The 17,322-nt window shown below is 64.2% G+C and carries 16 protein-coding genes; 9 read left to right on the top strand and 7 right to left on the bottom strand.

All coding sequences use genetic code 11. From position 1 onward, the window contains the following. Positions 1–496 precede the first annotated feature (496 nt). Together rnd and G6P99_RS21530 are read left to right on the top strand one after the other, a co-directional pair. A complete protein-coding gene (gene rnd / locus G6P99_RS21535; RefSeq protein WP_029082279.1) occupies positions 497–1,645 on the top strand; it encodes a ribonuclease D in 1,149 nt (382 codons plus the stop codon). 367 nt (positions 1,646–2,012) lie between these two features. Then, positions 2,013–2,216: a cold-shock protein gene (locus G6P99_RS21530; RefSeq protein WP_021079877.1), complete on the top strand. Its 204-nt coding sequence runs from the start codon at positions 2,013–2,015 to the stop codon at positions 2,214–2,216. 80 nt (positions 2,217–2,296) lie between these two features. Here the strand turns inward: G6P99_RS21530 and purN are convergent, their stop codons facing one another. Further along, the gene (purN, locus tag G6P99_RS21525; RefSeq protein WP_029082280.1) at positions 2,297–2,947 is read right to left on the bottom strand and encodes a phosphoribosylglycinamide formyltransferase; all 651 of its coding nucleotides are present in this window, start codon (positions 2,945–2,947) and stop codon (positions 2,297–2,299) included. After that, complete coding sequence (gene purM / locus G6P99_RS21520) at positions 2,944–3,969, bottom strand: phosphoribosylformylglycinamidine cyclo-ligase (RefSeq protein WP_334262141.1); 1,026 nt, start codon at positions 3,967–3,969, stop codon at positions 2,944–2,946. The genes purN and purM overlap by 4 nt, the downstream gene beginning before the upstream one ends. A 209-nt stretch (positions 3,970–4,178) precedes the next feature. Between purM and G6P99_RS21515 the strand changes: the two genes are divergently transcribed. The 4 genes from G6P99_RS21515 to ppx all read left to right on the top strand — a co-directional run bounded on the left by G6P99_RS21515 (position 4,179) and on the right by ppx (position 9,345). Beyond that, positions 4,179–4,721: a CDP-alcohol phosphatidyltransferase family protein gene (locus G6P99_RS21515; RefSeq protein ID WP_028332358.1), complete on the top strand. Its 543-nt coding sequence runs from the start codon at positions 4,179–4,181 to the stop codon at positions 4,719–4,721. Between the two features lie 94 nt (positions 4,722–4,815). Next, positions 4,816–5,493 carry a DnaA ATPase domain-containing protein gene (locus G6P99_RS21510; RefSeq protein ID WP_029082282.1) on the top strand — a complete coding sequence of 226 codons (678 nt, stop codon included), beginning with the start codon at positions 4,816–4,818 and terminating at the stop codon, positions 5,491–5,493. Between the two features lie 132 nt (positions 5,494–5,625). Then, the gene (locus G6P99_RS21505; protein ID WP_029082283.1) at positions 5,626–7,830 is read left to right on the top strand and encodes an RNA degradosome polyphosphate kinase; all 2,205 of its coding nucleotides are present in this window, start codon (positions 5,626–5,628) and stop codon (positions 7,828–7,830) included. A 12-nt stretch (positions 7,831–7,842) separates the two neighbouring features. Beyond that, positions 7,843–9,345 (top strand): exopolyphosphatase, encoded by a 1,503-nt coding sequence (gene ppx / locus G6P99_RS21500; RefSeq protein WP_029082284.1) that lies wholly within the window; start codon positions 7,843–7,845, stop codon positions 9,343–9,345. Between the two features lie 14 nt (positions 9,346–9,359). Here the strand turns inward: ppx and G6P99_RS21495 are convergent, their stop codons facing one another. The 3 genes from G6P99_RS21495 to ndk all read right to left on the bottom strand — a co-directional run bounded on the left by G6P99_RS21495 (position 9,360) and on the right by ndk (position 12,978). After that, the gene (locus tag G6P99_RS21495; RefSeq protein ID WP_029082285.1) at positions 9,360–11,138 is read right to left on the bottom strand and encodes a B12-binding domain-containing radical SAM protein; all 1,779 of its coding nucleotides are present in this window, start codon (positions 11,136–11,138) and stop codon (positions 9,360–9,362) included. A gap of 466 nt (positions 11,139–11,604) precedes the next feature. Further along, positions 11,605–12,444, bottom strand: coding sequence for a TerC family protein (locus tag G6P99_RS21490; RefSeq protein WP_029082286.1), 840 nt, complete (start codon positions 12,442–12,444; stop codon positions 11,605–11,607). Positions 12,445–12,555: 111 nt separating this feature from the next. Continuing rightward, positions 12,556–12,978, bottom strand: coding sequence for a nucleoside-diphosphate kinase (ndk, locus tag G6P99_RS21485; RefSeq protein ID WP_029082287.1), 423 nt, complete (start codon positions 12,976–12,978; stop codon positions 12,556–12,558). Positions 12,979–13,321: 343 nt separating this feature from the next. On the opposite strand from ndk, the gene G6P99_RS21480 reads away from it, so the two are divergent. The 3 genes from G6P99_RS21480 to G6P99_RS21470 all read left to right on the top strand — a co-directional run bounded on the left by G6P99_RS21480 (position 13,322) and on the right by G6P99_RS21470 (position 15,946). Then, positions 13,322–13,585 (top strand): hypothetical protein, encoded by a 264-nt coding sequence (locus G6P99_RS21480; protein ID WP_029082288.1) that lies wholly within the window; start codon positions 13,322–13,324, stop codon positions 13,583–13,585. A 209-nt stretch (positions 13,586–13,794) separates the two neighbouring features. Next, positions 13,795–13,965, top strand: coding sequence for a hypothetical protein (locus tag G6P99_RS21475; protein WP_165123390.1), 171 nt, complete (start codon positions 13,795–13,797; stop codon positions 13,963–13,965). Between the two features lie 118 nt (positions 13,966–14,083). Beyond that, positions 14,084–15,946, top strand: coding sequence for an ABC-F family ATP-binding cassette domain-containing protein (locus tag G6P99_RS21470; protein ID WP_029082289.1), 1,863 nt, complete (start codon positions 14,084–14,086; stop codon positions 15,944–15,946). Between the two features lie 239 nt (positions 15,947–16,185). On the opposite strand, the gene G6P99_RS21465 is transcribed toward G6P99_RS21470, so the two are convergent. Continuing rightward, the gene (locus G6P99_RS21465) at positions 16,186–16,746 is read right to left on the bottom strand and encodes a hypothetical protein (RefSeq protein ID WP_156928694.1); all 561 of its coding nucleotides are present in this window, start codon (positions 16,744–16,746) and stop codon (positions 16,186–16,188) included. A 114-nt stretch (positions 16,747–16,860) separates the two neighbouring features. After that, complete coding sequence (locus G6P99_RS21460) at positions 16,861–17,310, bottom strand: DNA polymerase III subunit chi (RefSeq protein WP_029082291.1); 450 nt, start codon at positions 17,308–17,310, stop codon at positions 16,861–16,863. Positions 17,311–17,322 lie beyond the last annotated feature (12 nt).

Here is a 17,322-nt window from a genome sequence, read left to right as displayed (position 1 = left end):
GCGGAACGAAGAGCAAGGCTCGGACAATTCACGTCGCGAGAATGCGCAACTGCGTCCCCACCACAACCGTCATCGCCCGGCTTGACCGGGCGATCCAGTACGCCGCGGCCTTCCGGCTCAAGCACCGGCGTCTCTGGAATACTGGTTCACCCGCATGCGCGGGTGATGACAGCGCGTGGTGTGACGCCTTGAATCGAGAACCATCCTCATCGTCCTCCTGGCGAAAGCCAGGACCCATTACCCCAAAAGCCGGCTGCCGCACGAGGCCGGGGCCGCGATCCCCGACCAACGAATTTCGGTGGTTATGGGTCCTGGCTTTCGCCAGGACGACAGACGAATTCGCGGCACGACCAGGCCGAAAACCCCCTCGAATCACGCCCAATCAATTCAAAAATGCCCTGTCCCTCACCCTGTGCAGGGCCAAAATCCCAGCAAGACCCTTGACATAGCTGCCCTTTCGGCAGAACGCGTGGGGTCAAGCCGTCATGGACTGTTCATGGATCTGATTAGCACGACCCCCGACCTCGCCGCCGCCTGCGACCGGCTCGCTCAACACAAGGTCATCACCGTCGACACCGAGTTCCTGCGGGAGACGACCTACTATCCGCTGCTCTGCGTCGTGCAGATGGCGAGCGCGGACGAAGCCGTCGTGGTCGACGCGCTGGCGCCCGACATCGACCTCAAGCCGTTCTTCGATCTGATGTCGAACGAGGCCGTGCTGAAGGTGTTTCATGCCGCGCGGCAGGACATCGAGATCGTCTGGCATCTCTCCGGCACCATCCCGCATCCGATCTTCGACACTCAGGTCGCCGCCATGGTGCTCGGCTATGGCGACAGCATCGCCTATGACCAGCTGGTCGATCGCGTCACCGGCCACCGTCCCGACAAGACCCATCGCTTCACCGACTGGTCGCGCCGCCCGCTGAGCGACGAGCAGCTGCACTACGCGGTCTCCGACGTCACCCATCTGCGCGAGGTGTTCGCCGCGCTCGACGCCGATCTCAGGAAGCGCGACCGCAGCGAGTGGGTCAGCGAGGAGATGGAGGTCCTGACCTCGCCGAAGACCTACGATTTCCATCCCGAGCGTGCCTGGGAGCGGCTCAAGACCCGCGTCCGCAAGCCGCGCGAACTCGCGGTGCTGATCGAGGTCGCGGCCTGGCGCGAGCAGGAGGCGCAGAGCCGCGACGTACCGCGCTCGCGCGTGCTCAAGGACGATGCCGTCGGCGATATCGCCACCCATGCGCCGACCTCGCTCGACAAGCTCGGCAATCTGCGTTCGCTGCCGAAGGGTTTTGAGCGCTCGAAATGGGGCGCCGACATCATTGCTGCCGTGCAGCGCGGGCTGGCGCGCGACCAGGCGTCGCTCCCCAAGCTGGAAAAGCCGCGCAACAACTCCAATGGTGCCGCGACCGTCGAGCTGCTGAAGGTGCTGCTGCGCATGACCTCGGAGCGCCACGGCGTCGCCAGCAAGGTGATCGCCACCGTCGACGATCTCGAGCAGATCGCGGCCGACGATCAGGCCGAGGTCGGCGCCCTGCACGGCTGGCGGCGCGAATTGTTCGGCGAGGCTGCGCTCAAGCTCAAGCACGGCGAGCTCGCGCTCGCGATCGACAAGGGCCGCGTGGTGCGGGTGGATCGGAGCTAGCGCACGTCGGGTCGAAGCCCTCTGCTGCGCGCGAAGCGGCAGCGCCCCGCACGGTCGGCCAGTGGCCGAATGCGCAATGGCGGCCTCCGCCGGCCACAGGCTCCGGTTGCGTCACGCGAAACTACCGCGGCGAGCTGGCTTGCTAAGGCGCAATTTTCGTGTTGCAATCGCTTCACAATCGGATTGCGGCCGTTCGACTGTGCGTTTCGCGACGTTGATATCCAAGGCTTCGAGAGGCGAAACTTCGGACTTGAAGACTTTGGATCTGAAGACCCCCGAATTGAACAGACAGCGGAAAGCCCGCTTGTGGCGTGGCACGTGGAAAACGTGGCCGCGTCTTTTTTATGTCTAAACTGGGAGAGAGACGATGCCGAAGGGTACCGTCAAATGGTTCAACCCGACCAAAGGATACGGGTTCATCAAGCCGGCCGTCGGCGACAAGGATGTGTTCGTCCACATCTCGGCGGTCGAGCGCGCCGGACTGAGCACACTCAACGAGAACCAGACCGTCGAGTACGAGCTGGTGGAGAACCGCGGCAAGGCGTCGGCAGAGAACCTCAAGGTTCACTGAACGTCGCTGTCGGCGGATTTCATCCTGATGCCTCCCCGGGCCGCATCACCCCGGGGGATTACCCTCGGCGCGAGCGTGCCCTAGCTCTGCGGCGCGATCAGCGTGCTGTCGGTCGCAGCGCTGCCCTGCGTCTTGCAGAGCTCGCCTTCGAGCTTCAGCCGGCCGGACGCCAGGAGCCGCAGCGCCTCCGGATAGATGCGATGCTCGATTCCGATCACGCGTGCGGCGAGCGTCTCCGGCGTGTCGTCGTCAGCCACCGTGACTGCGCCCTGCATCACGATCGGACCGGCATCGGTCTCCGGGATCACGAAATGCACCGTCGCTCCCGACAGCTTGACGCCTGCGCGCAACGCCTGGCCGTGCGGATCGAGGCCGGGGAAACAGGGCAGCAGCGACGGATGGATGTTGAGCATCCGGCCGTGCCAGTGCCGGGCGAAATCGGCGGTAAACAGCCGCATGAAGCCGCCGAGGCAGATCAGCTCAACCTGCCTGTCGTCGAGCGCTTTCTGCAGCACCGCCTCGAAGCCGGCGCGATCCTTGCCGAACGGCTTGCTCTCGATGACGATGGTCGGAATGCCGCTCGCGGCCGCCTTCTCGAGCCCGCCTGCGTCGGCGCGGTTGGAGATCACGGCCACGATCTCGGCCGGAAAATCTGCGGCCTTGGCAGCCTCGATCAGCGCGGCCATGTTGGAGCCGCGGCCGGAAATGAGAATGGCAACGCGGCGCTTCATCGCGAGAGATCGAGATGACCGTTATAGACCACGCGATGCTCACCCTTGGCTTCGATCACCTCACCGAGCAGCGTCACGGTCTCGCCGCCGGCGGTGAAGGCCTCGGTCACCGCATCGACCGAGTCCGGCTTGACGATCGCGATCATGCCGATGCCGCAGTTGAAGGTGCGCAGCAGCTCGAGCTCCGCGATGCCGCCCTGCTCGGCCAGCCATTTGAACACCGGGAGGACCGGCAGCCGCGCGAGATCGATGCCGACGCCGAGATGCTTCGGCAGCACGCGCGGAATGTTGTCGGTGAAGCCGCCGCCGGTGATGTGGGCGAGCCCCTTCACCGCGCCGGTCTCGCGGATCGCGCGCAGGCAGGACTTCACATAGAGCTTGGTCGGCGTCAGCAGCGCTGCGCCGAGCGTCATGACCGGCGCGAACGGCGCCGGCGCGTCATAGGCAGCGCCGGATTGCTCGACGATCTTGCGCACCAGCGAATAGCCGTTGGAGTGCACGCCCGAGGAGGCAAGGCCGATCACGGCGTCGCCCGCGGCCATATCGGCCGTCGGCAACAGGGTGCCGCGCTCGGCCGCGCCGACCGCAAAGCCGCCGAGGTCGTAATCGCCGTCCTTGTAGAGGCCGGGCATCTCGGCGGTCTCGCCGCCGATCAGCGCGCAGCCGGATTCGCGGCAGCCCTCGGCGATCCCCGCGACGATCTGTGCGGTGGCCTCCGGATGGAGCTTGCCACAGGCGAAATAGTCGAGGAAGAACAGCGGTTCCGCGCCCTGCACGACGAGGTCGTTGACCGACATCGCGACCAGGTCGATGCCGATGCCGCCATGGATGCCGGTCTCGATCGCGATCTTCAGCTTGGTGCCAACGCCGTCGGTCGCAGCCACCAGGACCGGGTCCTTGAAGCCGGCGGCCTTGAGGTCAAACAGCCCGCCGAATCCGCCGATCTCGGCGTCGGCGCCCGGCCGCGCGGTGGCCCGCACCATCGGCTTGATCAGATCGACCAGACGATTGCCGGCGTCGATATCGACACCCGAATCCGCGTAAGTGAGCCCGTTTTTTGCGCTCGGTCATGCCCAATTCCAGATGATCAGGGGCTGGTTACGAGGAATTCCGCCCCCGCGCAATGGCTCGCGGCAATGCTGCTGCGATACTATGTAGATAACATCCGGCCACTGCGCAAAAGAGCCGGATATCGAGTAAAATCAGGCTTCTAGCCGGGAAGCGATTCAAGTTGAGCATTCCGAATATCATCACCCTCGGCCGCATCATCCTGGTGCCGGTGATCGTCTGGGCCATCGTGTCCAGCCAGATGGAGATCGCGTTCGCGATCTTCGTGATCGCCGGCGTCTCGGACGCGGTCGACGGTTTCCTCGCCAAGCGCTTCAACATGACGAGCGAGCTCGGCGCCCTGCTCGACCCGCTCGCCGACAAGGCGCTGCTGGTGTCGATCTATGTCGCGCTCGGAATCTGGGGCGCGGTGCCGCGCTGGATCGTGATTCTGGTGGTGTCGCGCGACATCATGATCGTCTCCGCCGTGATTGTGTCATGGTTGTTCGACAAGCCGGTCGAGATGAAGCCGCTGATGGTGTCGAAGCTCAACACGGTGGCGCAGGTCGCGTTCGCGGCTTTGGTGCTGGCCTCGCTCGGCTTCGGCTTCCAGCCGCACCCTTACGACCTGATCCTGATGGGCCTCGTCACGATCTTTACTTTGGGTTCGGTGTCCCTCTATCTCGTGGAGTGGGTGCGGCACATGAGCACGATCGAAGCTCGGTAGGCATGATCCGGAAAAGTGGAAGCCGGTTTTCCCGCGACAAACGCGAAGCGCTTACGCAGAGATCATGCTAAAATGAAGTGGTTTGGAGACTTGCGTGGCCGGTAGCGTTCAACCTCGTCAATTGGCCTTGGCCCTGCCGCACGAGGAGAAACTGACCCGCGACGATTTCCTCGAGGGGCCCGTCAATGAGGCGGCGCTGGCGCTGATCGACGGCTGGCCCGACTGGCCGAACCGAATCATGCTGCTGGTGGGACCGGACGGCTCCGGCAAGAGCCACCTCGCCGCGATCTGGGCCGAGAACGCCGGCGCGCGCTCGACCGCCGCGCATGCGCTGACCGCTGAGGCGGTGCCGACCGCGCTTGCGACCGGCGCGCTGGTGGTCGAGGACCTTAGGCCGTCGGATTTCGACGAGCGCGCGATGTTCCATCTGATGAATCTCGCGCGCCAGGACGACGCCTTTGTACTGATCACGGCGCGCATTCCGCCGTCGGCGTTCGAGATCGAATTGCGCGATCTGCGCTCCCGGCTCCGCGCGGTGCCGACGGTGACACTGCTGCCGCCCGACGACCAGCTGTTCCGCGGCCTGATCGTAAAATTCTGCGCCGACCGCCAGATGAACGTGGACGAGCCGCTGGTCAGCTACCTCTGCAACCGGATCGAGCGCTCCTACGTTGCCGTCCGGCAGGCGGTCGAGCTCCTGGATACCGAGGCGCTGCGGCTCGGCCGTCCGGTAACGCGGGCGCTGGCGGCGGAGCTGTTGCGCGATGCCTGACGGGTCCCGCGGCTTGACGGCGCAGGCCGGCGGAACATCAATGTCATCGAAACGTCATCGCAATATCACATGGTCTGTGCGGCCGTCGGCTACACCGCTCCGGCTCCCTGCCCCGAATTGGACCAGCACTTGATGGACTCGGCACAAGCTACTGAAATCAAAGAAAAAGAGGCGGAGCTGCCCGCCGTCCCCGCGATCGCATCCAGCCCCGAGCGATTCATCAACCGGGAGCTCTCCTGGCTGCACTTCAACCGGCGGGTGCTCGAGGAATCGGTCAATACCGGCCATCCCGTGCTGGAGCGGGTCCGCTTCCTGTCGATTTCGGCGAATAACCTTGACGAGTTCTTCATGGTCCGCGTTGCCGGCATCAAGGCGCAGGTCCGCGAGGGCATTGCCGAGCGCAGCCCGGACGGCCTGCTGCCGGCCGAGCAGCTCGTGATGATCAACAAGACCGTGTCGCAGCTCGCCTCCGACCAGCAGGCGATCTGGAGTGATCTGCGGGATATCCTGTCCAAGGTCGGCATCCAGCTGGTCGATGGCCGCGACGTCACCAAGTCCGAACGCACCTGGATCGAGGATCACTTCCTCCACAATATCTTCCCGCTGCTGACGCCGCTGGCGATCGACCCGGCGCATCCCTTCCCCTTCATCCCGAACCTCGGCTTCACCGTGGCGCTGCAATTGTCGCGGATCTCCGACGGCAAGGCGATGAACGCGCTGATCCGCATGCCCGGCAAGATCGACCGCTTCATCCGCCTTCCCTCCACGAAGGAAAGCGGTCCGGCGCGGCTGATCACACTCGAGCAGGCCACTGGTCTGTTCATCGGCCGCCTGTTCCCCGGCTACACCGTCAAGGGCCAGGGTGCGTTCCGCATCATCAGGGACTCCGAACTCGAAATCGAGGAAGAAGCCGAAGACCTCGTTCGCCTGTTTGAGACGGCGCTGAAGCGCCGCCGGCGCGGATCGGTGATCCGGCTCGAGATCGAAGCCAAGATGCCCGAAGAGCTGCGCAGCTTCGTGCAGCACGCCTTGTCGGCAGCGAACGATGAAGTGATCCTGGTCGATGGCGTGCTCGCGATGAACGAGCTGTCGCAGCTCACCCGCCTCGATCGCCCCGACCTCGAATTCCCGCCCTATGTGCCGCGCCATCCCGAACGGGTGCGCGATCATGGCGGCGATATCTTCGCCGCTATCCGGCAGAAGGACCTCGTGGTCCATCACCCCTACGAATCCTTCGACGTCGTCGTGCAGTTCCTGCAGCAAGCGGCGCGTGATCCTGACGTGGTCGCGATCAAGCAGACGCTCTACCGTACCTCGAACAATTCGCCGATCGTGCGCGCGCTGGCGGATGCCGCCGAGGCCGGCAAGTCGGTGACCGCGCTGATCGAATTGAAGGCGCGCTTCGACGAGGAGGCCAATATCCGCTGGGCCCGCGATCTCGAGCGCGCCGGCGTGCAGGTGGTCTACGGCTTCATCGAACTGAAGACGCACGCCAAGCTGTCGATGGTGGTGCGCCGCGAGGGCGGCAATCTCACGACCTATGTACACACCGGCACCGGCAACTATCATCCGGTCACCGCGCGCATCTACACCGACGTCTCCTACTTCACGTCGGACCCGATCATCGGCCGCGACGCCGCGCGGGTGTTCAACTACATCACCGGCTATGCCGAGCCGAGCGACATCGAGAAGATGGCGGTGTCGCCGCTGACATTGCGCAAGCGGATCATCGAGCACATCCACGGCGAGATCGCCCACGTCAAACATGGCCGGCCCGGCGCGATCTGGATGAAGATGAACGCGCTGGTCGATCCCGACATCATCGACGCCCTGTACGAGGCCTCGCAGGCCGGCGTCTCGATCGAGCTCGTGGTGCGCGGCATCTGCTGCCTGCGGCCGGGGCTGCCGGGATTGTCGGAGAATATTCGCGTCAAATCGGTGATCGGCCGGTTCCTGGAACACGGCCGGATCTATTGCTTCGGCATGGGTCAGGGCCTGCCGAGCACAAAAGCTGCTGTGTATATCTCGTCCGCCGACATGATGCCGCGGAACCTCGACCGCCGCGTCGAGGTTCTCTGTCCGCTGCAAAATCCCACGGTGCATCAGCAGGTTCTCGAACAGATCATGGTCGCGAACCTGAAGGACACCGAGCAGAGCTGGCAATTGTTGCCGGACGGGTCGTCAACGCGTATGAAGGCCGCGAAAGGCGAAGAGCCGTTCAACCTGCATGACTACTTCATGACAAATCCGAGTCTGTCCGGCCGTGGTAAGTCTCTCAAGGAATCTTCACCGCGCCGGCTCACGCGTCGCAACGAGCGTCAGCAGCCATCGTCTTAAGGGGGCTTTCCTGTGAAGCGGCCGCGGAAGCGCGCTTCCAGCGTCGCTGTGATCGATATCGGCTCGAACTCGGTTCGTCTCGTGGTCTACGAGGCGATGGCGCGCAGCCTCGTCATGATCTTCAACGAGAAGGCGCTGTGCGGGCTCGGCCGCGAGGTGCAGAGCACCGGCCTGCTCGCGACCGATGCGGTCAACAAGGCGCTCACCGCGCTGCGCCGCTTTCGCGCACTGTGCAGGATCCAGCAGGTCGGCCGCGTCTACGCGATCGCGACCGCGGCCTGCCGCGACGCCAAGAACGGTCCGGACTTCATCGCCAAGGCCGAGCGCATCTGCGGCGCCAAGATCGAGATTCTGTCCGGACCGCGTGAAGCGAAACTGTCCGCGCTCGGCGTCGTGTCGGGCGTGCACAATCCGAACGGCATCGTCGGCGATCTCGGCGGCGGCTCGCTCGAACTGATCGACGTCAAGGGCAACCGCGTGCGCAGCGGCGTGACGCTGCCGCTCGGCAGCCTCGCGCTGCAGGACCTCTCGGACAAATCGATCAAGCGCGCGGAGCGCATCGTCAAGAACGAGTTGCTCGGCGTCGCCCAGCTCAAGACCGGCCGCGGCCGCACCTTCTACGCGGTCGGCGGCACCTGGCGTGCGCTGGCGCGCATTCACATCATCCAGAGCGGTTATCCGCTCAAAGTGATGCACGGCTACTCGATCCCGGCGGCCGACGCACTCGACTTCGCGCAGCGGCTGCGGCGGCTGGCGGCCACCAACATGCTGGCCAACATCGAGTCGGTCGCCGATGCGCGGCGGCCGCTACTTGCCTATGCCGCGCTTGTGCTCGAATACATCATCCGCGTCGCGCAGCCGAAGACCATCGTGTTCTCGACCTTCGGCGTGCGCGAAGGCCTGCTCTACGAGATGCTGCCGCAGGCCGAGCGCGCCAAGGACGGGCTGGTCTGCGCCGCGCAGAACCTCAACGAACTGCTGTCGCGCTCGGCCCGCCACGCCCAGGAGCTGACGGCGTGGACCGACCGGCTGGTGCGCGTCGTCAGGCTGCGCGAGACCGAGGAAGACCGCAGGCTGCGTCACGTCGCCTGCCTGCTCTCCGACATCGGCTGGCGCGTGCATCCCGATCATCGCGGCGAGGAAACCCTCAGCCTGATCATGAACGGCAATTTCGGCTCGATCACCCATCAGGGGCGCGCCTTCGTCGCGCTCTCGGTGTTCTATCGCTACGCCGGCCTCAGCGAGGAGAACGAACCGCCGTCGCAGATCCGCGCGCTGGTGACGCCGGCGATGGACGAGCGCGCGCGCGTGCTCGGCGCCGCGTTCCGCGTCGCGCATCTGATCACGGCGGCGCGCACCGGCGTGCTGCCGGCAACCCATTTCCGCACGCAAGGCCGCAAGTTGATGCTGGTGTTCGAGCACCGGATGGTGGATCTGGTCGCCGACCGTGTCGGCAGCCGCTTCAAGCAATTGGCGCGGCTGGTCGGGCGTTCCGGCTCGATTGTGCGGCGCTAACCTTGGGCCTTGCATCAAGCGACTTGGGTGCCCGTCAGTCCCGCGATTTTCTTGAAATGAGCGACCGCAGCGCGTGCGCCCGCCGTCTTGGTGAGAAGGTCGAGCGTCTCATCGCCGTCGTCGCTGACCGGCGTGAGCGCGCGGTCAAGATAGTTGCCGGCCCCCGGGGTGTAGGCGATGACCGTTTTCCAGATCAACAACCGTCCGATCGCCACGGTGAGGACGCTGTGCTTCACGAGCGTCTCGCAACCAAAGCGCAGCCAGAACAGCCAGGGGTTCTCGCGCGGCAAGCCTGGTCGCCGCTCGGACGGATGCTTGAGGCGGAAAATCCCACCCTGAAGGGGATGTACCTTTTCGAGGCGATCCGTCGTCGAAAAAGTGAGTAGGTACTTTGCGAGATTGCCGATCGGAACGCCGGTGGCCGCGGCGCGTCGCAGCAGAACCTTCATGTGCTTGGGCGTATAATAGAGCTGCCAGGCCTCGTGATAGATGTCCTGCCACTCTTGCTTGCTCATCTTGGGATGGGCCGTACAGACGTGTTCGACATCGTAGCTGTTGAGGTCCGCTTCCATGGCTGTGCCGTTTTTCCAGAGCGTCTGGTGATCTTCAGAGCCGGGCAGCGGCGTCAGACAAAAGAACTCGAGAAGGTCGATCGGCAGTTCTTCCTGGATGATGGCGATGTCGCGTTTGATTGTCTCCGGCGTGTCGGCTGGAAAGCCCAGGATATAGCCCGCGATGGTCAAGATGCCCTGCTCCTTCCAGGCCAGCAGCATCTTTCGATACTCGGTGATCTTGTTCTGCCGCTTCTTCGCTAGCGCAAGATTGTCGGGGTTGATGTTTTCAAGTCCAATGAAGACCTTTGTTACTCCGGCGCGTTTTGCCTTTTCCATGAAGTTGGGGATCTTGTGGCATAGCGTGTCGACCTGGATCATCAGGCCGAGCGGGATGCCGTCCATTTCGCGGAGCTGGATGAGGCGATCGAAGGTCGATTCCCACTCTTTGTTGCGCGCAAAGTTATCGTCGGTGATGAAGAATTTTCGAATGCCTTGGGCCCAGTTGAGGCGCACGATGTGCTCTACATCGTCGGCCGATCGGTAGCGCGATTTGCGGCCTTGCACGTTGATAATGGTACAAAACGAGCACTGGTAGGGGCAGCCGCGGCCGGCATCGAAACTGGCGCTGGAGCCAAGCGTCCGTTCGATATATCGCTTCGGGAGGAACGGCACCGGCACGCCGTCCATGCCCGGCAACTCTTTCATGTGGTTGTAGAGCGGCGCGAGGCGTCCCGCGGCTACGTCGGCAATGACGGATTCAAGACGCCCTTCGGCTTCACCCGCGAATATGGCGACGCCCATCTCCCGGCAAGCGTCGAGTTCCACGGCGCGGCCATCCAGCATCGACAGGCAGCCTGAGACATGAAAACCACCGATGGCAACCGCAATCCCGGCTGCCCGGAACGAACGGGCGATGTCGAGGGCGCGCGGATATTGGTTCGATTGAACACCGATCAGGGCCACACATCCGAACCCGCCGTGACTCCTGAAGCGGCGTAGCAGCGCCGGGATGTCGATGCGCGTATTGGTCTCGTCGATGGCTTCAATATCAAAATCGACATCGGGCCCGAGCACCCGGCGTTCGGCGCAATCCGCCGCAATGCCATACACGGCCGCCAGCGAATTCGACGGCGTCATGGCGCGCCACCATCGGATCACGTATCCGTCGTCATCGTAGTGAGACGGCTTGACCAGGATGAGCTGAAAGCGTCGCCTCGCCGCTATATCGGAATGCAGCACTCACTGTCTCCTGATTGGCGCGGTGCGAAACTTGAACACCGCGGCGGCTCATCTGCTGAAATCCACATCAGCAGCGGCGCCCGGCATCGGTGCCTACTGATCAGTGCTTTCAGCTTTCATTTCGCCCTGCAGCCCGACCGATGAGTGTGAATTCGGATGGATCGAGATGTCCGTCGCGGTTGCGATCGGTCAGGGCAAACAGCCGTGCAAGGTAACTCTTCCACTCATCGCAGGTGTGGATGACGTTATGATTGGCGGCCCAGATGTCGGGTCATCTTTTGATGCCGCGGGCGTCGCCGCGAGCCGCAGGAACGGACTGTCCAGAAGCATCGCATGCAGTTCGGGCGGAATTAAGGGCAGATCCGATATCAGAGATGCGCCGTTACAAATCAGGGATCACCCAGCGGCCCTGTACCGGGCGACGTCGAGGACCGGACCAAGCGATCGCTCGAGGGCCTCTGCCCCGTCACACCGCCTTGGCGGCGTGCTTGGCCTTCCGGACCGCATGGCGGCGCCAGAGCGATCCCGCAACCAACACAACGACGATGCCAAGCACCGCGAGCGTGATCTCGCCGCCGTTGCCGCCATGGCCGAATTGCGGCGACATCCCGACTGCGGCCAGCCAGGAATCGAGCTTGGCGCCGAGCGATCCGGCGAACAGCGCATCCAGCTTCGGATGCACCGCCGGATCGGTCGCGATGACGTCGCCCGCGATCCAGCCGAGCAGCGCGGCACCGGCCCAGACCAGGACCGGCAGCTTGTTGAGCAGCGCCATGATCAACGCCGCACCGGCCACGATCAGGGGAACGCTGATCGCAAGTCCGAGCACCAGCAGCGGCACGCTGCCGTTGGCGGCGGCGGCTACCGCGATCACATTGTCGAGGCTCATCACGATGTCGGCGACGACAACGATCTGAACCGCGGCCCACAGATGCGAGGCCGCATGCACGCTGTCCTCGTCCTCCTGCTCCGGCACCAAGAGCTTGGCGGCGATCACGATCAGCGCCAGTCCGCCGACCAGCTTCAGGTAGGGAAGCTCCATCAGGCTGGCGACGATGCCGGTGAAGATGACGCGCAGCAGCACCGCCGCGGCGGCGCCGAGAATCATACCCCACAGCCGTTGGCGCGGCGCGAGCCCGCGGCAGGCGAGCGCGATCACGAGCGCGTTGTCGCCCGACAGCAGAACGTTGATCCAGATGATCTTGCCGACGGCGACCCAGAAGGTCGGCGTCGCCATCTCGTTCTTGAACTGGGTGAAGAACGCGCCGATGTTCGCGGGATCAAAGATCTGCCACAGCCAGTCCACAGCGAGTCCTATTCGGCCTTGCGGCCGCCCCTGGCGGAGGTCGTCCGCCGCTCCCCGGTTTAGTTCGACACGGTCCCGTCAGAGGACCGTGCCACCTTCAGTTAAACGGCGTTAGCCGACGATCTCGTTGCCGGCGAAGAATTGCGCGATCTCGATCACCGCGGTTTCCGGCGCATCCGAACCGTGCACCGAATTCTCGCCGATCGACTTCGCATAGAGCTTGCGGATGGTGCCTTCGGCGGCCTTCGACGGATCGGTCGCGCCCATCACGTCGCGATATTTGGGGATCGCGCCCTCGCCTTCCAGCACCTGAACCACCACCGGGCCCGAGGTCATGAAGTCGACCAGCTCGCCGAAGAACGGGCGCGCCTTGTGAACGGCGTAGAAGGTCTCGGCCTGGCCGCGGGTCATGCGGATGCGCTTCTGCGCCACGACCCGCAGGCCCGCCTTCTCGATCACCGCATTGACCGCGCCGGTCAGGTTGCGCTCGGTGGCGTCGGGCTTGATGATCGAAAAGGTGCGTTCAATCGCCATGATTTCGTCCTTGTAAACGGTGGCTGGGAGTTGCCGGGGCTTATATCGGCGCGATGGGGTAACGGCAAGCGACCCTGTGACGCGTTAGCCTTTAGTTTTGATGCATTTTCACGACAAAAACCGTCGTCCGGGCGGTCCCCGGACAAATGCTGGGTCAGCCGACTTACCGCGATTTCACCTAAGTGAACCCATCCTGTCAGCGCCGTGCCGCTGTCGTTCAGCTCACCCCGCCTAGGCTCTCCATCGATCGGACGCCTTGCCGGCCCACCCGCAAGCCTCACAGGACGTCTCGGGAAACGATGTCACCGCGGGCGCAACGCGCCCATACCTCGAGGAGACGATCATGTTACGCAAAATTTCGCTTGCCGCAGTCGCCGCGATTTCGCTCGGTGCCGCGGCGCTCGCCCCGACCTCCGCCTCGGCCTGGGGTGGTTGGCATGGCGGCTGGCACGGTGGATGGCATCACGGCTGGTGGGGCGGCCCGCGCGTCATCGTCGGAGGTCCCGCCTACTACGGCGGATATGGCTACGGTGGCGGCTGCTATGTCCGCCGCGTGGTGCCGACCCCGTGGGGTCCGCGCAGGCGCCTGGTCAACCGCTGCTACTGATCTGACTTCCCCCTATGCTCCCCTGACTTGTCTCAGCCCCGGCCCTGCGCCGGGGCTTTTTCACGTCTACGGGAACCCGCACCACTGTGACGCTCCGCACTACTTCCAGGCGAGAGCAAGGCTGGACGGAAACCAAATTCGGGGTCGCGACTTGTTATGGCGAGAATTGACTCCAACACGCGAGGTGGAACTCGCCGAAAGACGTGCCAATGACCCAGATCGACAACGATCCAGATCAAATCGATCACAAGACCTGCCGTTACATCTGCGATGCCGTGGGTGAACGGCTTCGACAGAATATCCGGCCGGAGCCGGCGCTTTCGTCCCGCCTGCAGCGATTGCTCGACGAGATGCGTCGACGGGAAAACGATCAGCATTAGATGTTGTGGGCTGTCCAGCAGCCCAGTTGCGCTTTTCCAACAGCTCCAAAGAGACTTTACGAAGAGATTTTACGAACAGATGGGTTGCGTTTGGCAGCGGGTCCGGTGACAACGCTGCATGCTCTCCATCACTGACATCTCGGTCCGGATCGCCGGACGGCTGTTGATCGATCACAGTTCTGTGCAGATTGTGCCCGGCGCACGGGTCGGATTTGTCGGCCGCAACGGCGTCGGCAAGTCGACGCTGTTTCATGCCATCCGCGGTGACCTTCCGGTCGAGAGCGGCAGCATTGCGCTGCCGCCGCGCTGGCGGATCGGCAGCCTCGCGCAGGAAGCGCCCGACGGCCCCGAAAGCCTGATCAATGTCGTGCTGAAGGCCGATCTCGAACGCGACGCGCTGCTGCGCGAGGCGGAGACTGCGCACGATCCGCATCGGATTGCCGATATCCAGACCCGGCTGGTCGACATCGACGCCCATTCGGCTCCTGCCCGTGCCGCGGCGATCCTCTCCGGCCTAGGCTTCTCGACAGCCGACCAGGCACGGCCATGCGCGGAATTTTCCGGCGGCTGGCGCATGCGCGTGGCGCTGGCGGCGACGCTGTTCTCCGCGCCCGATCTGCTGCTGCTGGACGAACCGACCAACTATCTCGATCTCGAAGGCACGTTGTGGCTGGAGAACCACCTCGCCACCTATCCGCGCACCGTAATCGTAATCAGCCACGACCGCGATCTGCTGGACACCTCGGTCGATCAGATCCTGCACCTCGATCGCGGCAAGCTGACGCTCTACAAGGGCACCTATTCCTCGTTCGAGGAGCAGCGCGCCTCGCGCGAATTGCTCGACGCCAAGCACGCCAAGCGCCAGGCCGACGAGCGCAAGCGCCTGCAGGATTTCGTCGACCGCTTCAAGGCCAAGGCCTCGAAGGCGCGGCAGGCGCAGTCGCGCGTCAAGATGCTGGAGCGGATGAAGCCGATCACCGCGCTGGTGACCCAGGATGTTCGCGAGATCTCGTTTCCGGCGCCGGAGAAGCTGCTGTCGCCGCCGATCATCGCCGTCGATGACGTCTCGGTCGGCTACGAGCCCGGCAAGCCGGTGCTCAATCGCGTGACGCTGCGCGTCGACACCGATGACCGCATCGCGCTGCTCGGCTCCAACGGCAACGGCAAGTCGACGCTGGTCAAGCTGCTGGCGGGCAAGCTCGCGCCGTTCTCGGGGAGAATCACCAAGGCGGACAAGCTGTCGGTCGGCTATTTCGCCCAGCATCAGGTCGACGAACTCAATCTCGACGGCTCGCCCTATGATCACATCCGCAAGCTGATGCCCGAAGCGCCGGAGAGCAAGGTGCGCGGCCGCGTCGGCGCGATCGGCTTCTCCGGCAAGGCCGGCGACACGCTGGTGAGGAGCCTGTCGGGCGGCGAGAAGGCGCGGCTGCTGCTTGGGCTCGCGACGTTCTACGGCCCGAACATGATCATCCTGGACGAGCCGACCAACCATCTCGATATCGACAGCCGCGCCGCGCTGGCGGAAGCGATCAACGACTTCCCCGGCGCCGTGATGATGGTCTCGCACGATCGCTATCTGATCGAGGCCTGCGCGGACCGGTTGTGGGTCGTGGCCAACCAGACCGTGACCACCTACGACGGCGATCTCGACGACTATCGACGCATGATCCTGTCGGCCAATGACGGCCGCCCGGCATCACGCGAGCGCGTCAAGGAGCCGGCACGGCCCGAACGCAACCGCAATGACAAGCGCTCTTCACCGAGGCAACGGATCACGCAGGCCGAGGCCGAAATCGAGCGCATCAACGGCATCATTGGCAAGATCGATACCGCGCTGGCGCTGCCCGATATTTTCACGCGCGATCCCAAACAGGCCGCACAGCTGACCAAGGCGCGTGCCGGCGCGGAAACCGCATTGCAGCGCGCCGAGGAAGAGTGGCTGGAAGCCAGCGCCGAACTTGACGAGGCCGCGAACTAGATTTGATCCGCCGGGCGGAGCCACATATCCGGTGTCGTCCCTGCGAAAGCAGGGACCCATAACCACAGATGGTCATTGTTGCGCGATCGTCGAACGACGAGTCCCCTTAACCACATCCGCCGCGGAGTATGGGTCCCTGCTTTCGCAGGGACGACGTGCGGAGGGAGCCTGGGCTCTCATTCTTACCGGTGTTATGCCCGCGCATGCAGGCGTCGACCTGCCGCTGCGGCAAAAATGCTCTAGCTGTGCGCGGTCTTTTTCTTCTTCGGCTTGACTGCCTTCGGCTCCGGCGCGGGATCCGGGCCACGCTCGACCGACGTCAGACGCCCTGAGCTGAACGTATAGATACCGGCGCGCGCACCGCGCGACCAGGTCACGACTGCGACGCGCCCGCCGCCCGGCCCGCTCGACAAGTTCACACTGTCGGGGGCACCGATGCCGCGCACGACGTCGCATTCGGTGTGACCAAGCGCGACGCTGCCGCCCGTCGGCTGCGGCGGCGGTGCCGCGGCAGCCCCGTCGGCCAACGCGTTCGCACCGGCGGCACCGGCCGGCGGCGCCATGCCCGGACAGCCTCCGTCAGCACTGACGAGATCGTCGTTGGTCACGGGCTTGTCCGGCGTAAGCGGCGGCGATTCGATCGAGATGTTGCGAATGAACACCCGTCCGGGACGCGAGAACCAATCCGCGTCGCGCGAAAAAATGTCGGATCCGCTCGAGCAGCCGGCAAGACCCGGCGCAAGCACCAGCAAGGCCAGCAGCGACTTCCGACTGAATGTTCCGTCTCGCACGATCGACAAGGCTCCTGACCCCTTTACCTAAGGGCTTGTCCGAACATCACTTTGCGGCATGACCGTGGCCCGCCCCGGGAAACTCGAAGGAAACCTCGAATTATCATTAATTCGTCGATATCGCTATTGGCGCTGCCAGCGTCCCCGCTCGTCGGTCTGCCAATAGGTGACCTCGAAGCCGCGGGCTTTGCAAGCGGTCCAGCTTTCCCTGGCCGAAGCCAGCGCGTCGGGGTCGTCACCGTTGAACACGAGCACCACCCGCTCGTAGCTGTCGCAGTCGGCCGGGAGCGCCGCGTTGTCGACCAGGAAGCGGACATTGGCCCGGTTCGGATTGCCCTCCTCGATCGACAGGATGATCGGCTGGTCCTGCGCGTCGGCCACGCGCGAGGTCGCGTGCGGCAGGAACGAATCGTCGCTGTAGGTCCACAGATGCGCGTCGAGCGTCTCGGCGCGTTCCTGCGACGTCGATTGCACGACCACGCGCCAGCCGCGCTCGAGTGACTTCTCGAGCAGCGGCGGCAGCACGCTTTCCAGCGTCATGTTCTGCAGATGGTAGAACAGAACCTCGGTCATGCGGCGGCCGAC

Origin of the sequence: Bradyrhizobium sp. 6(2017), assembly GCF_011058295.2 — a bacterium.
In the GTDB taxonomy this organism is placed as follows: domain Bacteria; phylum Pseudomonadota; class Alphaproteobacteria; order Rhizobiales; family Xanthobacteraceae; genus Bradyrhizobium; species Bradyrhizobium septentrionale.
Note: the sequence above shows the minus strand (reverse complement) of the source record. Positions and strands in the feature narration are given on the sequence as shown.

Bases quoted from the DNA above. Each gene is read 5' to 3' on its own strand.
- G6P99_RS21475 (WP_165123390.1), top strand. From the start codon at position 13,795: ATGACCCAGATCGACAACGATCCAGATCAAATCGATCACAAGACCTGC.
- purN (WP_029082280.1), bottom strand. From the start codon at position 2,947: ATGAAGCGCCGCGTTGCCATTCTCATTTCCGGCCGCGGCTCCAACATG.
- G6P99_RS21505 (WP_029082283.1), top strand. From the start codon at position 5,626: ATGGACTCGGCACAAGCTACTGAAATCAAAGAAAAAGAGGCGGAGCTG.
- G6P99_RS21530 (WP_021079877.1), top strand. From the start codon at position 2,013: ATGCCGAAGGGTACCGTCAAATGGTTCAACCCGACCAAAGGATACGGG.
- G6P99_RS21470 (WP_029082289.1), top strand. From the start codon at position 14,084: ATGCTCTCCATCACTGACATCTCGGTCCGGATCGCCGGACGGCTGTTG.
- G6P99_RS21460 (WP_029082291.1), bottom strand. From the start codon at position 17,310: ATGACCGAGGTTCTGTTCTACCATCTGCAGAACATGACGCTGGAAAGC.
- rnd (WP_029082279.1), top strand. From the start codon at position 497: ATGGATCTGATTAGCACGACCCCCGACCTCGCCGCCGCCTGCGACCGG.
- G6P99_RS21480 (WP_029082288.1), top strand. From the start codon at position 13,322: ATGTTACGCAAAATTTCGCTTGCCGCAGTCGCCGCGATTTCGCTCGGT.
- ndk (WP_029082287.1), bottom strand. From the start codon at position 12,978: ATGGCGATTGAACGCACCTTTTCGATCATCAAGCCCGACGCCACCGAG.